This window comes from Pseudomonas sp. DTU12.1, assembly GCF_009873475.1.
Classification (GTDB): Bacteria; Pseudomonadota; Gammaproteobacteria; order Pseudomonadales; family Pseudomonadaceae; genus Aquipseudomonas; species Aquipseudomonas proteolytica.
The window spans coordinates 1,034,588-1,052,065 of sequence record NZ_CP045254.1; the positions used below are offsets into that span (position 1 = coordinate 1,034,588).

12 protein-coding genes and 1 other RNA gene are annotated in these 17,478 nt (G+C 55.0%); 5 read left to right on the plus strand and 8 right to left on the minus strand.

Going from position 1 to position 17,478, the window contains the following annotated elements; translation table 11 throughout:
• Positions 1 to 67: 67 nt before the first annotated feature.
• The 5 genes from GDV60_RS04480 (at position 68) to GDV60_RS04500 (ending at position 7,525) form a co-directional block, all read left to right on the plus strand.
• A complete protein-coding gene (locus tag GDV60_RS04480) occupies positions 68 to 1,627 on the plus strand; it encodes a type I restriction-modification system subunit M (protein WP_159906432.1) in 1,560 nt (519 codons plus the stop codon).
• Complete coding sequence (locus GDV60_RS04485; protein ID WP_159906434.1) at positions 1,624 to 2,853, plus strand: restriction endonuclease subunit S; 1,230 nt, start codon at positions 1,624 to 1,626, stop codon at positions 2,851 to 2,853. Before GDV60_RS04480 ends, GDV60_RS04485 begins: the two co-directional genes overlap by 4 nt.
• A gap of 1 nt (position 2,854) precedes the next feature.
• Positions 2,855 to 4,048, plus strand: coding sequence for an AAA family ATPase (locus tag GDV60_RS04490; protein WP_159906436.1), 1,194 nt, complete (start codon positions 2,855 to 2,857; stop codon positions 4,046 to 4,048).
• 250 nt (positions 4,049 to 4,298) lie between these two features.
• A complete protein-coding gene (locus GDV60_RS26705) occupies positions 4,299 to 4,427 on the plus strand; it encodes a hypothetical protein (protein WP_256679357.1) in 129 nt (42 codons plus the stop codon).
• Positions 4,424 to 7,525 (plus strand): type I restriction endonuclease subunit R, encoded by a 3,102-nt coding sequence (locus GDV60_RS04500; RefSeq protein WP_159906438.1) that lies wholly within the window; start codon positions 4,424 to 4,426, stop codon positions 7,523 to 7,525. Before GDV60_RS26705 ends, GDV60_RS04500 begins: the two co-directional genes overlap by 4 nt.
• Before the next feature lie 841 nt (positions 7,526 to 8,366).
• Here GDV60_RS04500 and GDV60_RS26710 read toward each other — a convergent pair.
• From GDV60_RS26710 to GDV60_RS04535, 8 genes are all read right to left on the minus strand, one after another.
• Entirely contained in the window at positions 8,367 to 8,645 is a 279-nt protein-coding gene (locus GDV60_RS26710) for a hypothetical protein (protein WP_256679358.1), read from the minus strand.
• Complete coding sequence (locus GDV60_RS04505) at positions 8,642 to 9,622, minus strand: integrase domain-containing protein (protein ID WP_159906440.1); 981 nt, start codon at positions 9,620 to 9,622, stop codon at positions 8,642 to 8,644. The genes GDV60_RS26710 and GDV60_RS04505 overlap by 4 nt, the downstream gene beginning before the upstream one ends.
• Positions 9,600 to 9,959, minus strand: coding sequence for a hypothetical protein (locus tag GDV60_RS04510; protein WP_159906442.1), 360 nt, complete (start codon positions 9,957 to 9,959; stop codon positions 9,600 to 9,602). The genes GDV60_RS04505 and GDV60_RS04510 overlap by 23 nt, the downstream gene beginning before the upstream one ends.
• Complete coding sequence (locus GDV60_RS04515) at positions 9,943 to 11,310, minus strand: YfjI family protein (protein ID WP_159906444.1); 1,368 nt, start codon at positions 11,308 to 11,310, stop codon at positions 9,943 to 9,945. The genes GDV60_RS04510 and GDV60_RS04515 overlap by 17 nt, the downstream gene beginning before the upstream one ends.
• 904 nt (positions 11,311 to 12,214) lie before the next feature.
• Positions 12,215 to 13,471: an integrase domain-containing protein gene (locus tag GDV60_RS04520; protein WP_159906446.1), complete on the minus strand. Its 1,257-nt coding sequence runs from the start codon at positions 13,469 to 13,471 to the stop codon at positions 12,215 to 12,217.
• A 186-nt stretch (positions 13,472 to 13,657) separates the two neighbouring features.
• Positions 13,658 to 14,051: a transfer-messenger RNA gene (ssrA, locus tag GDV60_RS04525) on the minus strand.
• A 102-nt stretch (positions 14,052 to 14,153) separates the two neighbouring features.
• Positions 14,154 to 14,438 (minus strand): hypothetical protein, encoded by a 285-nt coding sequence (locus tag GDV60_RS04530; protein ID WP_133715807.1) that lies wholly within the window; start codon positions 14,436 to 14,438, stop codon positions 14,154 to 14,156.
• Between the two features lie 100 nt (positions 14,439 to 14,538).
• Entirely contained in the window at positions 14,539 to 17,373 is a 2,835-nt protein-coding gene (locus GDV60_RS04535) for an FAD-binding and (Fe-S)-binding domain-containing protein (protein WP_159906448.1), read from the minus strand.
• Positions 17,374 to 17,478 lie beyond the last annotated feature (105 nt).

Sequence of the window (17,478 nt, forward strand, 5' to 3'; positions counted from 1 at the left end):
CACACAGCAAGCGCCTTAACGACATCCAATAAACGACTAAATCCTAGAAAATTAACAGGGAAACCGCATGACCAGCACCCAACAACGCGCCGCTCTGCAGCGCCAGATATGGGCCATTGCCAACGATGTCCGTGGCGCCGTCGATGGCTGGGACTTCAAGCAATACGTGCTCGGCACCCTGTTCTACCGCTTCATCAGCGAAAACTTCGCTGATTACATGACGGGCGGCGATGAGTCAGTCGATTACGCAGCCATGGATAATGGCGACAAGAATATCGCGGCAGTCAAAGACGATGCCATAAGGACGAAGGGTTACTTCATCTACCCCAGCCAGATGTTTGCCAATGTCGTCGCCAGCGCCAATACCAACGAAAGCCTGAACACCGACCTGGCTAACATCTTTAAAGACATTGAAGCGTCCGCCAATGGCTACCCCTCCGAACGCGATATCAAAGGCCTGTTTGCCGACTTCGACACCACCAGCAACCGCTTGGGCAATACCGTCAAGGACAAGAATGCGCGCCTCGCTGACGTGCTCAAAGGCGTAGCCGGGTTGGATTTTGGCACCTTTGACGAAAGCCACATCGACCTGTTTGGCGACGCTTACGAATTCCTCATCTCCAACTACGCCGCCAATGCCGGCAAATCGGGCGGTGAGTTCTTCACTCCGCAGCAGGTCTCCAAGCTGATCGCCCAGCTCGCCATGCACAAGCAAACCAGTATCAACAAGATCTACGATCCCGCTTGCGGCTCGGGCTCGCTGCTGCTGCAAGCCAAGAGGCACTTTGATGAACACATCATCGAAGACGGTTTTTTCGGTCAGGAACTCAACCACACCACGTATAACCTGGCGCGGATGAACATGTTCCTTCACAACGTCAACTACGACAAATTCAACATCCAGCTAGGCGACACCCTAGCCGAGCCACACTTCGGCGATGATAAACCTTTCGATGCCATCGTCTCCAACCCGCCCTACTCGGTGAAGTGGAAGGGCATGGACGACCCCACCCTGATCAACGACGACCGCTTTGCCCCGGCCGGCGTGCTTGCGCCGAAGTCCAAGGCCGACTTTGCTTTTGTGCTACACGCCCTCAGCTACCTCTCGGCCAAAGGTCGCGCTGCCATCGTCTGCTTCCCCGGCATTTTCTACCGGGGCGGAGCCGAGCAGAAGATCCGCCAATACTTAGTGGACAACAACTATGTGGAAAGCGTGATTTCGCTCGCCTCCAACCTGTTTTATGGCACCTCCATTGCTGTGAATATTCTGGTGCTGTCCAAACACAAGACGGACACCACCACTCAATTTATCGACGCCAGCAGTCTGCTCAAGAAAGAAACCAACAACAACGTGCTGCTGGACATGCATATCGAGCAGATCATGCAGGTGTTCGACAGCAAGGCGAATGTGGATCACTTTGCCCAATCCGTTCCTTTGGAGAAGGTAGCAGCCAACGACTACAACCTGTCCGTTAGCAGCTATATCGATGCCAAGGACACCCGCGACGTGGTGAATATCGCTCAGCTCAATGCCGACCTGAAAACCACGGTTGCTAGGATCGATCAACTGCGGGCCGAGATTGATGCCATCGTTGCGGAGATTGAAGGCGAGGAGTTGGGGGTATGAGCGGCGTGAGCTTTTTGGAGAAGCTGCTGGATGGCGTAGTGGTGGAGTGGCTATCACTTGGTGACGTTACGAAATATGAACAACCAACTAAGTATTTAGTAGCAACAAAGAACTACAGCGACGAATTTGAAACCCCCGTTCTGACTGCTGGAAAAACCTTTGTACTCGGCTACACGGACGAGGCTCACGGTATCTATAAGGCTTCTGAAAGCCCTGTAATAATCTTTGATGACTTTACGACCGCTAATAAATGGGTGGACTTTGATTTCAAAGCCAAATCATCGGCCATGAAGATGATTACCTCAAGCGACGAAGGTAAGAGTTTAACTAAATATATTTATTTCTGGCTTAACACATTGCCAAGCGAACTGGTTGATGGCGACCACAAGCGCCAGTGGATCAGTAATTATGCATGCAAAAAAATCCCGATCCCTTGCCCAGAAAACCCCAAGAAATCGCTTGAAATCCAGGCCGAAATCGTTCGCATACTGAATACTTTTACTGAACTGACCGCCGAGCTGACCGCCGAGCTGACCGCGCGAAAAAAGCAATACAACTATTACCGTGACCAACTGTTGAGCTTTAAAAATAGGAATGTAGAATGGAAGGCGCTGTGCGAAGTTGGTGAGTTTATTCGTGGCAAGCGTTTTACCAAGGCTGACTATGTGGAAGACGGAATCAGCGTTATCCATTACGGCGAAATATACACGCGTTACGGCGTTTTTACGACACGAGCTTTTTCTCAGGTCAGAAACAATATGGCTGGGTCACTGCGCTATGCAGAGCCGGGCGATGTAGTGATAACTGACGTGGGTGAGACTGTTGAAGATGTTGGTAAGGCAGTGGCATGGCTCGGAGATGAAAAGGTCGCTATTCACGACCACTGCTATGCTTTTCGGCATTCAATGAATCCGAAGTTTGTTTCCTATTGCATGCAAGCGACATCGTTCGTTGCCGAGAAGGCGAAATATATAGCCAGAACCAAAGTCAATACATTGCTGATTAATGGATTTTCAAAGATTAAAATCCCTGTTCCGTATCCAGGTGATTTTGATAAATCCCTTGCAGAACAAGCCCGCATCGTCGCTATCCTCGATAAATTATACGTGTTGACAAACTCTGTCAGTAAAGGCTTGCCGTGCGAAATTGCGTTGCGCCAAAAACAATACGCGTATTATCGCGACATACTTTTGAATTTCCCCAGGCCAGAAGAGGTAGCGGCGTAATATGGGCAAGACGCTATCGGAAATAGCTCAACAGTTGAGCACTCCTAAAACGGTTCAAAAAACCGTTCCTGAAAAGACGAAGGTGATAGAAGAGGCTAAACCTGTGCCCAAGGTGCAGCTTATCTATGCCTTTAACGGTACGGGCAAAACACGCCTGTCGCGTGAGTTAAAGCAGCTAATTGCACCGAAGGGCGATGGTGGAGACGGAGCTGGTGAGGCAGATCAGCTTGAGTTGTCTCGTAACAAGATTCTTTATTACAATGCGTTTACCGAAGACTTGTTCTTTTGGGATAACGATTTGGCGGGAGACGCAGAGCCCAAGCTGAAGATTCAACCGAATTCATACACGGATTGGTTGCTCGCGCTACTTAAAGATTTGGGTCAAGACGGAAACATCGTCAAGTATTTCCAGCGCTATGCAAATGACAAACTAACGCCACATTTTAGTGAAGACCTCACAGAGGTAAGCTTTTCTCTGGAACGTGGCGACAACGAACGATCTGGCTATATCAAGATATCCAAGGGGGAAGAAAGTAATTTCGTATGGAGTATCTTTTATGCCCTGTTGGATCAAGTAATCACGATATTAAATTTCGCCGAGCCTGAAGGCCGGGAGACCAACCAGTTTGATCGCCTGGAATACGTCTTTATTGATGATCCGGTCAGCTCTCTTGATGACAACCATTTGATCGAATTGGCGGTCAACTTAGGAGGGTTGATCAAATCCAGTCGATCCGACCTGAAGTTTATCGTTACGACGCACAGTCCTTTGTTCTACAACGTATTATTCAATGAGTTGAAAAATAAGGTCTGCTATTTGCTAGAGCATCTTGATGATGGAACTTATGCTCTCACTGAAAAGCCCGGCGACTCTAACAAAAGCTTTTCCTATCATCTACATTTGAAGCAAACGATAGAGCAGGCGATTGCTGAAAACAAAGTTGAAAGGTATCACTTCACTTTGCTGCGCAATCTCTACGAAAAAACTTCCAGCTTTTTGGGGTATCCCAATTGGTCGGAGCTCTTGCCTGATGACAAGCAGCTCTATCTGGGCAGGGTCATGAATTTTACAAGCCATAGCACGTTGTCTAATGAGGCCGTTGCAGAACCCACTCCAGCAGAAAAAGCCATGGTCAAGTTGTTGCTCGATAATTTGAAGGACAAATACGGCTTTTGGAAGCAAGAGGGCGTATGAAGGCATGACCGCCATCATTCCCAGTGATTACCACCGACGCCGGTAGCCATCAAGCAGCGCCCATGCGCTTAGGTGAATGTACGAACCCTGCGTGCCATAACACGAGAGAACGACCATGTCCAAGTACAACCTTACATTGCGCGATCAAACCACTGAGTTCTGCTCTACACCGCGTCTAATGGCGCTATAAAGGTAGAGGTATTGCTCAGCAATGAGAATATTTGGCTGACGCAGAAGCGGCTACGGCACGGTGTCGCGCCAGCAGGCGGAACAGAAAACCCTTGCCGAGTATGAAAAGTTCAATACACAGCAGCGCATCGAATCTGATTTCGACCGCGACGTGAAAAAGCTGTTGCAGAAAAGGGACGCGCAAGAATGAGCGATTACACGACCATCGCCGAATCGAAAAGCTTCATCGTTCTGGACCAGTACACAAAGGAATCGCAGGTAGCCGAAAGCTATCAGAGCGAAGTCGATTTAGAGCGTGAGTTTATTGAGGATCTGGTCAATCAGGGTTATGAATACCTGCCCGGCCTGAACACGCCCCAAGCCCTGCTGGTCAATGTGCGCATGCAGCTGCAAACGCTTAATAACGCGCAGTTTTCCGACAGTGAGTGGCAGCGCTTTGTTGAGAGCTGGCTGGACAAGTCCAGTGATGGCCTCAATGAGAAAACCCGCAAGATCCATGACGACTACATTCATGACTTCGTCTTTGACGATGGCCGTATCCAGAACATCTACCTGCTGGACAAGAAAAACGTTCTGCGCAACAAGATGCAGGTGATCAAGCAGTTTGAGCAAAAGGGCAGCCACGCCAATCGCTACGACGTGACGATTCTGATCAATGGCTTGCCTCTGGTGCAGGTGGAATTGAAGAAGCGTGGTGTGGCGATTCGTGAGGCCTTCAATCAGGTGCACCGCTACAGCAAGGAGAGCTTGAATAGTGAGCATTCCTTGTTCAAATACCTGCAGCTAGTCGTGATCTCCAACGGCACCGACAGCCGTTACTTTGCCAACACCACTCAGCGCAACAAGAACAGCTTCGACTTCACCATGAACTGGGCGAGGGCCGATAACAGCCTGATCAAAGATCTGAAAGACTTTACCGCCACCTTCTTCCAGAAAGACACCTTGCTGAAGGTGCTGCTGCGCTATTCGGTTTTCGATACCAGCAACACACTGCTGGTGATGCGCCCGTACCAGATTGCCGCCACAGAACGCATTTTGTGGACGATCAACTGCGCGTATCAGGCCAAGAACTGGAGCAAGCGCGAAGGTGGCGGCTTCATCTGGCACACCACAGGCTCCGGCAAGACGCTGACCAGCTTCAAGGCGGCTCGTCTGGCCACTGAGCTGGCGTTTGTCGACAAGGTGTTCTTCGTGGTGGACCGCAAGGATCTGGATTACCAGACCATGAAGGAATACCAGCGCTTTTCCCCGGAAAGCGTGAATGGTTCGGACAGCACGGCGGGCCTGAAGCGTAACCTGGACAAGGACGACAACAAGATCATCGTCACCACCATCCAGAAGCTCAACAACCTCATGAAGAGCGAGCCCGACCTGCCCATTTACGGGAAACAGGTGGTGTTCATTTTCGACGAGTGCCACCGTAGCCAGTTTGGTGAAGCGCAGAAGAACCTGAAGAAGAAGTTCAAGAAGTTTTATCAGTTCGGCTTTACCGGCACGCCGATCTTTGCAGGCCATAACGCCTTAGGTGCGGAAGATACGGCAGGCGTGTTTGGCCGTGAATTGCACTCGTACGTGATCACCGATGCGATTCGCGACCAAAAGGTGCTCAAGTTTAAGGTCGATTACAACGATGTGCGGCCGCAGTTCAAGGCCATTGAAACCGAGCAGGATGAGAAAAAACTCAGCGCGGCTGAAAACAAGCAGGCGTTGCTGCACCCCGAGCGTATCCGAGAGATCACGCAGTACATTCTGAACAGCTACCGGCAGAAAACCCATCGCCTGCACGCGGGAAATAAGGGCTTCAACGCCATGTTCGCGGTCAGCAGCGTGGACGCTGCCAAGCTGTACTACGAGTCTTTCAGGGCGTTACAGAAGGGCAGTGACAAGCCTTTGAGGGTGGCCACTATCTTCTCGTTCGCGGCCAATGAGGAGCAGGATGCGGTCGGTGAGATCGAGGACGAAAGCTTCGATGTTTCTGCCATGAACAGCAGCGCCAAGGAGTTTTTGAATGCGGCTATTGCGGACTACAACGGGCTGTTCAAAACCAACTTCAGCGTCGACAGCAACGGCTTTCAGAACTACTACCGCGACCTGGCTAAGCAGGTCAAAGCCAGGGAAATTGACCTGTTGATCGTGGTGGGCATGTTCCTCACCGGCTTCGATGCGCCCACGCTCAACACGCTGTTCGTCGACAAGAACCTGCGCTACCACGGCCTGATACAGGCCTATTCGCGCACCAACCGGATTTTTGATGCGACCAAGACCTTTGGCAATATCGTGACTTTCCGCGATCTGGAACAGGCGACCATCGATGCCATCACCTTGTTCGGCAACAGCAATACCCGAAACGTGGTGCTGGAGAAGAGCTACAAGGAGTACATGGAGGGCTTTACCGATGTGCTAACGGGCGAGGCGCGGCGTGGTTTCGTTGAGGTCGTTACAGAGCTGGAGCAGCGCTTCCCCAATCCTGCAGCGATTGAAAAAGAGTCTGATAAAAAGGCCTTTACCAAGCTGTTTGGCGAGTACTTGCGCGTGGAGAACGTGCTCCAGAACTACGATGAATTCGCCAGTCTGAAGGCCTTGCAAAGCTTGGACATGAACGATTCGGCGGCAATTGAGGCGTTCAAGGCACAGCATTATTTGAGCGATGAAGATCTTGCCGCATTGCAAGCGATCAAGATGCCGGCGGAGCGGAAAATCCAGGATTACCGCTCGACCTATAACGATGTGCGTGATTGGCTACGCCGGGAAAAAGCGGGCGCAGAAAAGGAAAAATCCACCATCGATTGGGATGATGTGGTCTTTGAAGTGGACCTGCTCAAATCGCAGGAAATCAATCTAGATTACATCCTGGAGCTGATTTTTGAGCACAACAAGAAGATCAAGAGCAAATCGGACCTGGTGGATGAAGTGCGCCGGGTGATTCGTGCCAGTTTGGGTAATCGCGCGAAGGAAAGCTTGTTGGTCGATTTCATCAACCAGACCGATCTGGATCAGATTGGCGACAAGGCAAGCGTGATCGACGCCTTCTTCAGCTTTGCTCAAGAGGAACAGCTGCGTGAGGCACAAGAGCTGATCTGCACCGAGAATCTGAATACCGAGGCGGCTAGACGCTATATCACCACCTCGCTCAAGCGTGAGTTTGCCAGTGACAGTGGTACTGAGCTGAATGCCGTTTTGCCCAAGATGAGCCCGTTGAATCCGCAGTACTTGACCAAAAAGCAGAATGTTTTCCAGAAAATCGCAGCATTTGTTGAGAAGTTTAAAGGGGTGGGCGGGAGCGTTTAAAAAATGAAGCTTAGCTCTTGAACCTTTTTCAGCCTGATCATGGCCAATTTTTTAGCTGCTTAAGCCCAGGCTGCCCGCACTGCTGCACTGGGGTTGGATCAAAGTGGTATTGATCGACGGTGTTGAGCTGGCGCGATTGATAGTAGAGAACAACTCGGGCGTGAGCGTTAAGCAGGTGTACGAGGTGAAGCAACTCGACAGCGATTATTTCGCGGGCGAGTGAGTTGCAACGTAGCTAGCAGGGTTAGTGATTTTCAGATCGGTGACGCATGGGCGGTCTGTGGCAAAAAGTTGTTTTCGACTTTGGCTGGAAGCTCGAGCTGAGTTTGGCAATGGCATCGTTGCGCGAAATTTGTGACACGTGGGGGCTTTGTGCTACTCCCTTCCAATTTGGAGCGCACTGCGTACCAAATTGAGCCCGACCCCGCTAAGCGATAGCGCCCATTCTTGATGTACCACCCTGACGATCTATCTGTCGCTCATTGCAGAATATCTTTGTGGGCGGGCGATTGGACCAGACTTTCCGCGGAGGACAATTTTTGCACGGGCAGAGGCTAATTCAAGCATCTGAGAGTCTGCCGCATAGACCGCGTCGACCTGACGGTCACGCGAGCTGCTTTTAACGCTCATCATCTCTGCAAAGTTGAGTTCTTCTGAATGCAGGAGGTCGTTGATCATAATGAAACTACCCATAAGTAGGGGGCGTTGAACTTCGATTTGAGATTAACACGCTGATTCGGGGTGTAAGCAGTTGAAAGTCTTTGATCGCGAGGCTTTAGCCGACGAAATGCATCGCCGTCAGTTCAACGATAGGGTTGGGATTGATTAGCTGAACGGTCAGCTACGATTTCAAAAAAAACCAGCTCCGGCCTAGTCTTTTCAATATTAGCTGTGCAGTGAGTCGGTAGTAATAACGGGTGGTTTCTGAATGGTCCTTCAGATGGTGTACCAAAAACCAACGCACATGCTTGAAGTGCCAGCCCCAAGGGTTATCGCGCTGCCACCTCTGTTGGATAGCTGCCTGCATGATACGAGCTTGTCGGATGTGTCTTTGCTGTGTAGCTGTCGAGCCGGTCAATACGCCGCTCAGGAAAAGCGTCATATCAAAAGGCTCGCTCACGCTCTCCCCCCAATGTAGGCCGAAACCACATCGATTCGGTTATGCCCAAGCTCAAGGCTGATTTGCCATCGCGCCTTTTGTTCCAGAGCGTGGTCGATGCGATAGCATCGGCCACCGTTGACGGGGGCCGCGTGGCCAGTGAGTTGTGCGTAACGCTCGCACGCATAAGCTGCTCGCAATTCATGAACCCCCTTCAGTCCTAGCTTCTGAAGCAATTCACGCGCTGGCCTCACCGTCTGCTGCTGGAACTTGGCGTAGCTTTCGCCTTGGGCCAGCAAATTGCGGCTGTGGGGCGGCGAAGCGTGACGAGCTATCTGCAACGCTGCCTTCACCTCTTTATTTGCGATGATCCAGCGCGGTGCCGAAGCACCAGCCCGGCCGCCTTTGGTCCCATCTTGAATATTGATGCGGCCTAAGTGTTTAGCCTCGCGCTGCAAGCGTGGCAAGTCAGCCAGGATTGCTTCGCGCAAGCGCATGCCGGTTGCGCGGGCCAAGCAGACAATCGCAGCGACGCGGTGGTGTTGCTGTTCGCGAAGCGCTTCAATCACTCGACTCAGTTGTTGTCGGTCTTGGCCATCCGGTGCTCGGATGCGCACGCTTGATCGCTGCATGCCGAGTGCCTTACTCGGGCTGGCGATTTTCACATACAGATCACCGCGTAGCGCTGCGAGGGTGCGGTTGACGCTACTCAGGCGGTTCTGCGCGGTGGCGATGCAGATTTCACCTTGTTGGATTTGCTGACGCAGGTGTGTGGCGTAGCTGTGCAAGGTACTGCGATCTATCTGGCGGGCATCGTTGTAACCGGGGCCGTCCGCTGACCGACACCACTTCACGAAAGCCTGCCAGCGATCACTGTGTGCTTTGACCGTAGCGAAGTGGCCGCCGACAAACATATCTTTCAGCGCTTGTGGGCCGGCATAGCTGAGCTGACGGCCGTAGCCAAAGTTGCGGCCATCACGCCGGCCGACCAGTGCCATCGGTTTCACCGTTTTCCGTGTCTTGCAGAAAGCGCAGCACCGCTTTCCAGTGGGCGCTGATCTTGTCCGTCTGATGCCAATGTGTGGGACGAATAATCAGGGCGTTTTGCTGATGCCGCAGCATTGCTCCCTCTTCGCGCAGTTGGTGGATCAGTTGCCCGATCTCGACAGCCCCTAAGACGGGTGTGGCGACAACGGCGACAGTGGCGACAACCCTTGTAGTTGCTGCTCTGAAGCATGGCGACAAGGCGGCGACGGAAGTGGCGACACTCCGCAACGCAGGTCGTGTCTGATGCTGCGCCTGGTAACGGAGCACCGCGTCATTGAGGCGGAACATGGCGCACCTCGAAGGTCTTTCCGTCATGAGAGTCCAGCCAGCTATGTGAGATCAATTCGACCAGCAGCGTAATGGTGTGCTGACTGCTTTTGCGGGCAAAGCGAGGGCCATTGCGGTTGAGGTCGCGGACGGTAAATTGGGTCCAGCCTTTTTGCGTCAGCCAGCGCAGCAGTCGATCCGCTTCCTCGCGTAACGTGTTGATGGGCTCTTGCTCCGTCAGGCGCTGGATTTCGGCCAGGTAGTAATCCATCAGCGTCGAGGCGCGCTGAATATGGGGTTCGTCCACTGCATGCGCGTCTTCAATCACCGCCAACACTCCGGCGATACGCAGCACATTGGCTGCTGCTTTTCCGGCTACGGATTGAATGCCGGACAGCTCGCCAAACTCACCAGATTGACACTCGATGGTGTCGTGAATATCGATCCAGGCAGTGCGCGCGCTGGGTGTCAGTTCCAGCCTGTCAGGGTTAAGTGAACCATCCTTGTGCAGCGACATCGGCTTATCCAGCAGAGCGGTAATGCGCGCTTGAAAGCGCTGGATCTTGGCATCTCGCGTTAGGTCCACTGCCTTGTACAAGCGCCGCCCCACTAGGCGTTCAGGCCAACTGATCAGGCAGCGGCCAAGAATGCCTTGGCCGTTGATCATTCGATCTGTGAGTAGCTGGTTGGCCAGGTAAGGTTGCAGCATCAGATGCATACTGAGGCGACGATCATAAGCCCGCAGGCTTTCGCCTGGCATGGAGCGCGCCCGGTCGATGGGGCTGCCGTCCCAGAGTGCTGACAGGGTGGTGATGGCCTTGAGTTGGTTCTCTTTGCTCATGGTGCTGCTGCCCAGAAACTGGCCACCCTCATCGTTGAATAACCCCATGCTGGGCAAGCCCTGGCATAGGTTTTTGATCAGCGCCTCAATGGTGGGCTCGGCGATGATCAACCTGGGCGGTACGGGGTCGGATAACTCACGAGCTTCGTGCTTTCCTCGAATGGCGGCGCGATTGGCTTTCAGTTGCTCCAAATACAACATCCACTGCCGCCGCTCCCAATCACGCGCAGCTGCTAGCACCAGATGATCCACTGCGCTTTTCCGATCACCCGACGATGCCACCGTCAGCATGTACAGGGACAACGGATAAACACGGCCATCGAGATGCACATTGGCGTGCGACTGGCTCACCAAGGCGGCAGTGGCCAACACCGATTGCGCAGCCATGGCGCAGGGCACGCCGATCACCTCGGCCATGCGTTCGACGGCTGGCCCTAATATCTGTCCCAACGCTTCGACTGGATACGCCAGCGTCTCGGGCTGGTATTCCAGCAGCGGCCGTGGCAGGTCGAACACTTCGCACAATTGCATCGTCATTCTCCTGGTGCTTCGAATTTCTCCCTCACTCTCTCCGCCACGGTTGTTGAGTGTTATCAGGGATCAAGGCCCCTGCAGCCTGTGAGGGCGTCCACTTACGCGGGACGGGCGGCTCTTTACGACCGGGAGCTTGGGCATCTCATGATCTGGCCTCCTGAGCACCGATAACGGTGGGCGGGTGGAGGCTGCGTTGGCTGACGAGACCAGCGCCGCGAGATCCTGAGTCTGTTGCAGGCAGTGATGCGATGACCGGGGCGTGCCTGACTGTCAGTCAGGTGCAGTCCATTCCGTGGGCTGCGGCACCATCATCTGCATTGCTGCTGCGGGTGACATCGGGGTTTGTCACGCCGATTGTCACAGGGACAAACGCTGCAATGTGTTGCCCGGCAAGGGCTGCGGCAGTGGTTTCGGCGCCCGTCTCTTTCCTGGAGAAAGAGACGGGCGTGGGCTGTCGCATTTGCACTGTGGATAAGTTGGCTTCGATCACGTTGGGCGTGACTGCGCGCCTAATTGGAAGCGAGCGCGCATGGGCTGGGACCACCACTGTAGGGCGTAGCCTTAAAGGTCCTGGCTACCTGGGCAATGCTGTCGATGACAGCGCTTTACGGCTCTGGTGTAGCGCGTGCTCGGAGGGTGGTCAACCGGGTGTGCGATGGGGTTTTTAGGCTGTGGATGTGTATGGAAGACGGTGGCTTTGAATGGACAGTTGGCCGTTCGTCGGTTTTTAAAGTGAGCCCCTGAGGACGGGAAGGCAAAGCCTTCCTGCCCTCAGGGGCTGGGCCTTAAAAGCTTGTGGGCGATGCAGATGGTGGCGACGGTCGCCGCTTTGTCGCCATGGGCAGGACCGCTAAATAAGTGGGTTGTCGCCAGTGTCGCCGCTGTCGCCAGTAGGAACTGATTAACGAAACGGGATGACGTTCCCGTTTTTGTTTTCATGAATGGCCGTCACCGACAAATTGCCGGTGGCGGCTTTTTGAATGTACTCGCTCCACCAAGTCATCATCGGGCGTCTTCGCTCGATGTAGTCCGCTCGGTTGTACGCGCTTCGGACTTCGTCTTTGTCGACATGGGCGAGTGCGACTTCAATCAACTCCGGGTCCCATCCATGTTCGTTGAGGATGGTACTGGCCATTGATCGCAGGCCGTGGCTGACCAGCCGATCCTGAAAACCCATACGTTTTAACGCCATGTTCGCGGTTTGGCTGTTGGCGTGAGTACGCGGATTTCGGTCTGCCGGAAACACATGTTCCCGGTGGCCGCTATAGGGTTTGAGTGTCTCCAGCAGCGCGAGCGTCTGGTCGCTCAGCGGGATGGGGTGCGCTCGGCGTTTTTTCATGCGCTCCTTTGGGATGGTCCAGATGCGTTTCTCGAAATCAATTTCTGCCCAGGCCGTTCCGGCAGCCTCGGCAGGGCGGGTCATGGTGTGCAGTTGCCATTCGATGAGGCAGCGGGTGATGCGTTTAATGCTGGCGTTGGCAATCGCCACCATGAGGTCGGGTAGTTCTTCGGGGGGAAGTGCCGGCATGTTTTCTTTTTGCGGCTTTTTGAAGGCTGCCCGAATGCCGCTGAGCGGGTTCGCGAAGATCAGTCCGCAGTTGACGCCGTAGGCCATGATTTCGTTGAGACGTTGGGAAAGTCGCTTGACCGTCTCCAGGCTGCCTTTGGCCTCGATCGGGCGTAGGAGCTTGATGATCATGGGGGCGGTGATGTCTGCAAGGGGTGCGGCTTTGAGGCTGGGGAAAACATGCAGCGTGAGTGAGCGCCAGATGTCTTCGGCGTAGGCCGTTGTGACGGAGTGTTTTTTCAGTTCGAACCAGGCGGTGGCCACCTTCTCGAATGTGTGTTCGGTCTTCGCCAGCTTGGCTTGCCTGAGCTCATCGCGGTGAGCCTTGGGATCAATGCCTAGCGCCAGTAGTTCACGTGCTTCTTGAGCTTTCTTTCTGGCGTTCGCCAACGAGAGGGCCGGGTAAGGGCCCAGCGCCATATTGAGGCGGTTTTTGGTTACCGGCTCGCGGTAGTTGAAATTCCATATCATCGAGCCACTGGCTCTGACCCTGAGTTGAAGGCCGTCGCCGTCAGTGAGAACGAAGTCTTTTCCTGTTGCCTTGACTGCCTTGAGTTGGCGGTCTGAGAGGCGGGTTGCATTAGTAGGCATGAGAGCTACCTCCGACACCGTTTTGGTATCCCAAAAATAGCACCGCTGGGTCCGGGATACCAAATGGGATACCAAAACGCCTGGAACTCAAAATGCCTCTGCGGAAGCCAATGGCCCTTAAACCCTTGATTTCACTGGATCTCAGGCACAAAAAAAGACGTCCGTGGACGTCTTTAGATGATGAAGTGGTGGAGCCGGGGGGATTTGAACCCCCGTCCGCCAGTACTCTGCTGTCGGTACTACATGCGTAGCCGTGTCTATTAAGTTAACCCTCAGCGACCCGACGGGCAGGGTGCTTTGGGCGAGTTGTGTAAGTTTTAGCCGCTTCGTCCACAACGTACTGCACGGCGATTCTGTTCTATATGACAATCACTTTGGGTTTACAGACATCCCCTGATGATTGCTGGACCCGAAGGTACCAGGAGGGAAGGGCTAAGGCTGCTTACGCAGCGAGAGCGTATTCCCCGTAGGTTTCGTCATTGGCAACTATAGAAAGTTGCAACAGTGGATTTACGAGTTCTGTTACCAACTCGGCATGCACCTAAAGGTTCGCAACCGGCGTCGAATCCTAAACGGCCCCGTGCTTGTTGATCGATGTGATCGTGAGCAACAAGCCTGCGCAGTGTACGTCAAACGGTCACAGAAGGCCAACCCGAAAGGTTGGCCTTGAGCGGTTGGCGGGTTATGGGTTGCCGCCCTTTTCCAGGTTCTGCAGGTCTTGCAGGGCCTTGGACGTGATCTCGATACACTTCTTTTCATCGTCGGCCGCGTGGGCGGCTTTGGCTTGGGAGACGGCGGTGTCGATCTCGCCGCTTTTGCCGCTGGTGTCAGTGGCTAGCAGCGCTTTGCTGTTGTTGATTTTTTCCAGGTTGATCTGGCACAGATCTGCTTCATTGCCTGCGGCAAACACGGGGGAGGCCAGCATCGCAGCGGTGACGAATACACCAGCCAGTACGGAACGCTTCATGGGTATCTCCTTGTGCAAAGAGGTCTCGATGCTGCGCGGTACGTGCGGCAGCTGGCGAGGTTATTGGTCAGCCCCGGTTGCCCGGGGCTTAAGCAAGTGACTACGCCAGTGTGCAGGGGTTCGTTTTTATTACGCGGGCCTGGGTCACCCGGTCGACCAGGTAGACCAGGCCGTGGTAATCGATCCCACCATGCTGGGTCAGACCGATCTCACAGGTGCGGCTGGTGGAGATGCCCTCGCTGCAGTACTGCACGGCGTCCTTGAGGGAGCGCAGGGAGTGGGCGTTGAGCTCCGGGGTGGTGAAGCCTTTGTCGCCGGCGAAGCCGCAGCAGTGGATGCCTTCGGGGATTACTACGTTGTTGCTGCAGCGCCGGGCGAGGTCGATCAGGGCCTGGCTTTCGCCCAGGTGCTGGGTGCTGCAGGTGACATGCACGGCAATGGGGGCATCCTGGGGTGTGAAGTCCAGGCGGTCCATCAGGTGGGTGCGGATAAATCGAACTGGGTCATAGAGGTCCAGACGCGTTTGCCCCAGGTCCTGGACCAGGCGCAAGGTGCAGGGGCTGGTATCGCAATAGATCGGGTCGAGGCCGCCACGGCTGGCGTGGAGCAGGGCGCCGATCAGTTCCTGGCGTTTGTGCTCGGCCTGTTCGGCGTAGCCTTTGGAAGCGAAGGGCTGGCCGCAGCACAGGCTGTCTGGGTTGTCCGGGATGACTACTTGGTAACCGGCTTTTTCCAGCAGGCCGCGGGTTTTGTCGTACAGCGACATTTGCTCTTTGTCCCCGGCCGCCGGGCCCATTGCTCGCGATACACAGGCCGCGAGGTAGACCACACGTGGTCGTTCGTCGTTGACCGCGGGGCTGAAGCGGATGGCTTTTTCCGGCTGTGGCATGGCGCTGGTCCACTGCGGGATCTGGCCCTTGGACAGCTTGGTTACGGAAGCCGAGAGTTTCGCCAGGCGTGGCGCGCCGAGCAGCATGCGCGCGCCGTTGGCCACATGCAGGGTAAAGCGCGCACCTTGCAATGCGGTGGAGAAATGGCTGGCCAGCCACTCGGCGGTTTTCGTACTGTCAGCTTCGCGGCTACGCAGCTTTTTCACCAGGTCACCGGTATTGATGCCTACCGGGCAACGCTGGGCGCACAACCCGGTGGCGGCGCAGGTGTCGATGCCTTGGTAGTGATACGCCGCTTCCAGCTCGGTGGTGTCGATGCCGGCGCGTTTACGTGCCTGGATATCGCGCCAGATCACGATGCGCTGGCGTGGGCTGAGGGTCAGGCCCTTGGATGGGCATACTGGCTCGCAGAAACCGCACTCGATGCACTTATCCACAATCTCGTCGGCGGCCGGCAGCGGCTTGAGGTTTTTCAGGTGGATTTGCGGATCTTCGCTCAGCACCACGTCCGGGTTGAGAATGCCGTTGGGGTCGAGCAGGCGCTTGAGTTGCCACATCAGTTGATAGGCATCGCTGCCCCACTCCAACTCGACGAAGGGCGCCATGTTCCGACCGGTGCCGTGCTCGGCTTTCAGCGAGCCGCCGAACTCCACGGCCACCAGTTGCGCTACGTCATCCATGAACGCTTGGTAGCGTGTGACTTCTTCGGCGCTGTTGAAGCCTTGGGTGAAGACAAAGTGCAGATTGCCTTCCAGCGCGTGTCCGAAAAGGATGGCCTCGTCGTAGTGATGTTTGTCGAACAGCTCGATCAAGCGGTTCACGCCGATAGCCAGTTGCTCCACCGGGAAGGTCACGTCTTCGATGATCACCGTGGTGCCGGTTTTGCGTACGGCGCCGACGGCAGGGAAGGTGTCTTTGCGGATGGCCCACAGGCGAGCGTTTTCCACCGGGTCTTCGGTGAAGTCGACTTGTTTCTCGACCGGGAAGTTGGCCAGCGACGCCATGATCAGCGCCAGTTGCTCCTGCAGCAGCGAAGATGACGCGGCGCGGGATTCGATCAATAGCGCGCAGGCACCTTCCGATAGCTGCTGTACGAAAGCAGGCATGCCGGGTTTGTCTTGCACCGAGCGCATGCTGCGCCGGTCCAGCAACTCGACCGCCGACACCGGCTGGGTTTTCAGCACCGTTACGGCGTTGCAGCAGGTTTCTACATCGGGAAATACGATCAGGGCCGAAGCCTTGTTCGGGTGGTCGATCACCGTGTCGTAGGTCACGGCGCTGATAAAGCCCAGGGTGCCTTCGGAACCCACCAGCAGATGGCTGAGGATATCCAGTGGTTCGTCGAAATCCACCAAGGCGTTTAGCGACAGGCCAGTGGTGTTTTTCAGACGGTATTTATGGCGAATTCTTGCGGCCAGTTCAGCATTGGCCCGCGTCTCGCGGCCCAGGGTAGCCAGGCGTTCCAGCAACGGGCCGTGTTGCTCGCGGAAAGCGGCGACGCTGGCGGCATCCTCGGTGTCGAGGCGGCTGCCGTCGGCCAGTACCAGGCGAATCCCTGCCAGGGTGTGGTAGGTGTTCTGGGCGGTGCCGCAGCACATGCCGCTGGCATTGTTGGCGACAATCCCGCCGATCTTGCAGGCATTGATCGATGCCGGATCCGGGCCGATCTTACGCCCGAATGGCGCAAGCCACGCGTTGGCCTGGGCTCCGATCACCCCGGGTTGCAGGCGGATTTGCGTACCTTGGCCACGAATCTCGCGCCCGTTCCAGTTATCGCCGAGCACGATCAGCACCGAATCGCTTATCGCCTGGCCGGAAAGGCTGGTGCCAGCTGCACGAAAGGTCACTGGCACGCGATCGCGTTGTGCCAGTTGCAGCAACTCAACGACTTCATCTTCCGATTCGACTCGGATCACCAGTTGTGGGATCAGTCGGTAAAAACTGGCGTCGGTGCCGAAAGCCAGGGTGGAAAGAGGATCGTCGAAGCGCCGATCTTTCGGGATCAGTCGTGCGACAGCATCAAGGAACGCGATGGGCAGACTCATGGGTCCTCCAGGATCAGCAGCACCCAGTCTGGGGAGCCTAGGCGCCACGGTCCAGCAGACTGGGTTGTGAATAGCTGACGCCGCAAGGCTGCGGCGTCGGTTCTA

Excerpts from the sequence above, each read along its gene's own strand:
- GDV60_RS04500 (WP_159906438.1), top strand. The coding sequence starts at position 4,424 with ATGAGCGATTACACGACCATCGCCGAATCGAAAAGCTTCATCGTTCTG.
- GDV60_RS04510 (WP_159906442.1), bottom strand. The coding sequence starts at position 9,959 with ATGTTCCGCCTCAATGACGCGGTGCTCCGTTACCAGGCGCAGCATCAG.
- GDV60_RS04535 (WP_159906448.1), bottom strand. The coding sequence starts at position 17,373 with ATGAGTCTGCCCATCGCGTTCCTTGATGCTGTCGCACGACTGATCCCG.
- GDV60_RS04485 (WP_159906434.1), top strand. The coding sequence starts at position 1,624 with ATGAGCGGCGTGAGCTTTTTGGAGAAGCTGCTGGATGGCGTAGTGGTG.
- GDV60_RS04530 (WP_133715807.1), bottom strand. The coding sequence starts at position 14,438 with ATGAAGCGTTCCGTACTGGCTGGTGTATTCGTCACCGCTGCGATGCTG.
- GDV60_RS04515 (WP_159906444.1), bottom strand. The coding sequence starts at position 11,310 with ATGCAATTGTGCGAAGTGTTCGACCTGCCACGGCCGCTGCTGGAATAC.
- GDV60_RS04490 (WP_159906436.1), top strand. The coding sequence starts at position 2,855 with ATGGGCAAGACGCTATCGGAAATAGCTCAACAGTTGAGCACTCCTAAA.
- GDV60_RS04505 (WP_159906440.1), bottom strand. The coding sequence starts at position 9,622 with ATGGCACTGGTCGGCCGGCGTGATGGCCGCAACTTTGGCTACGGCCGT.
- GDV60_RS04520 (WP_159906446.1), bottom strand. The coding sequence starts at position 13,471 with ATGCCTACTAATGCAACCCGCCTCTCAGACCGCCAACTCAAGGCAGTC.
- GDV60_RS04480 (WP_159906432.1), top strand. The coding sequence starts at position 68 with ATGACCAGCACCCAACAACGCGCCGCTCTGCAGCGCCAGATATGGGCC.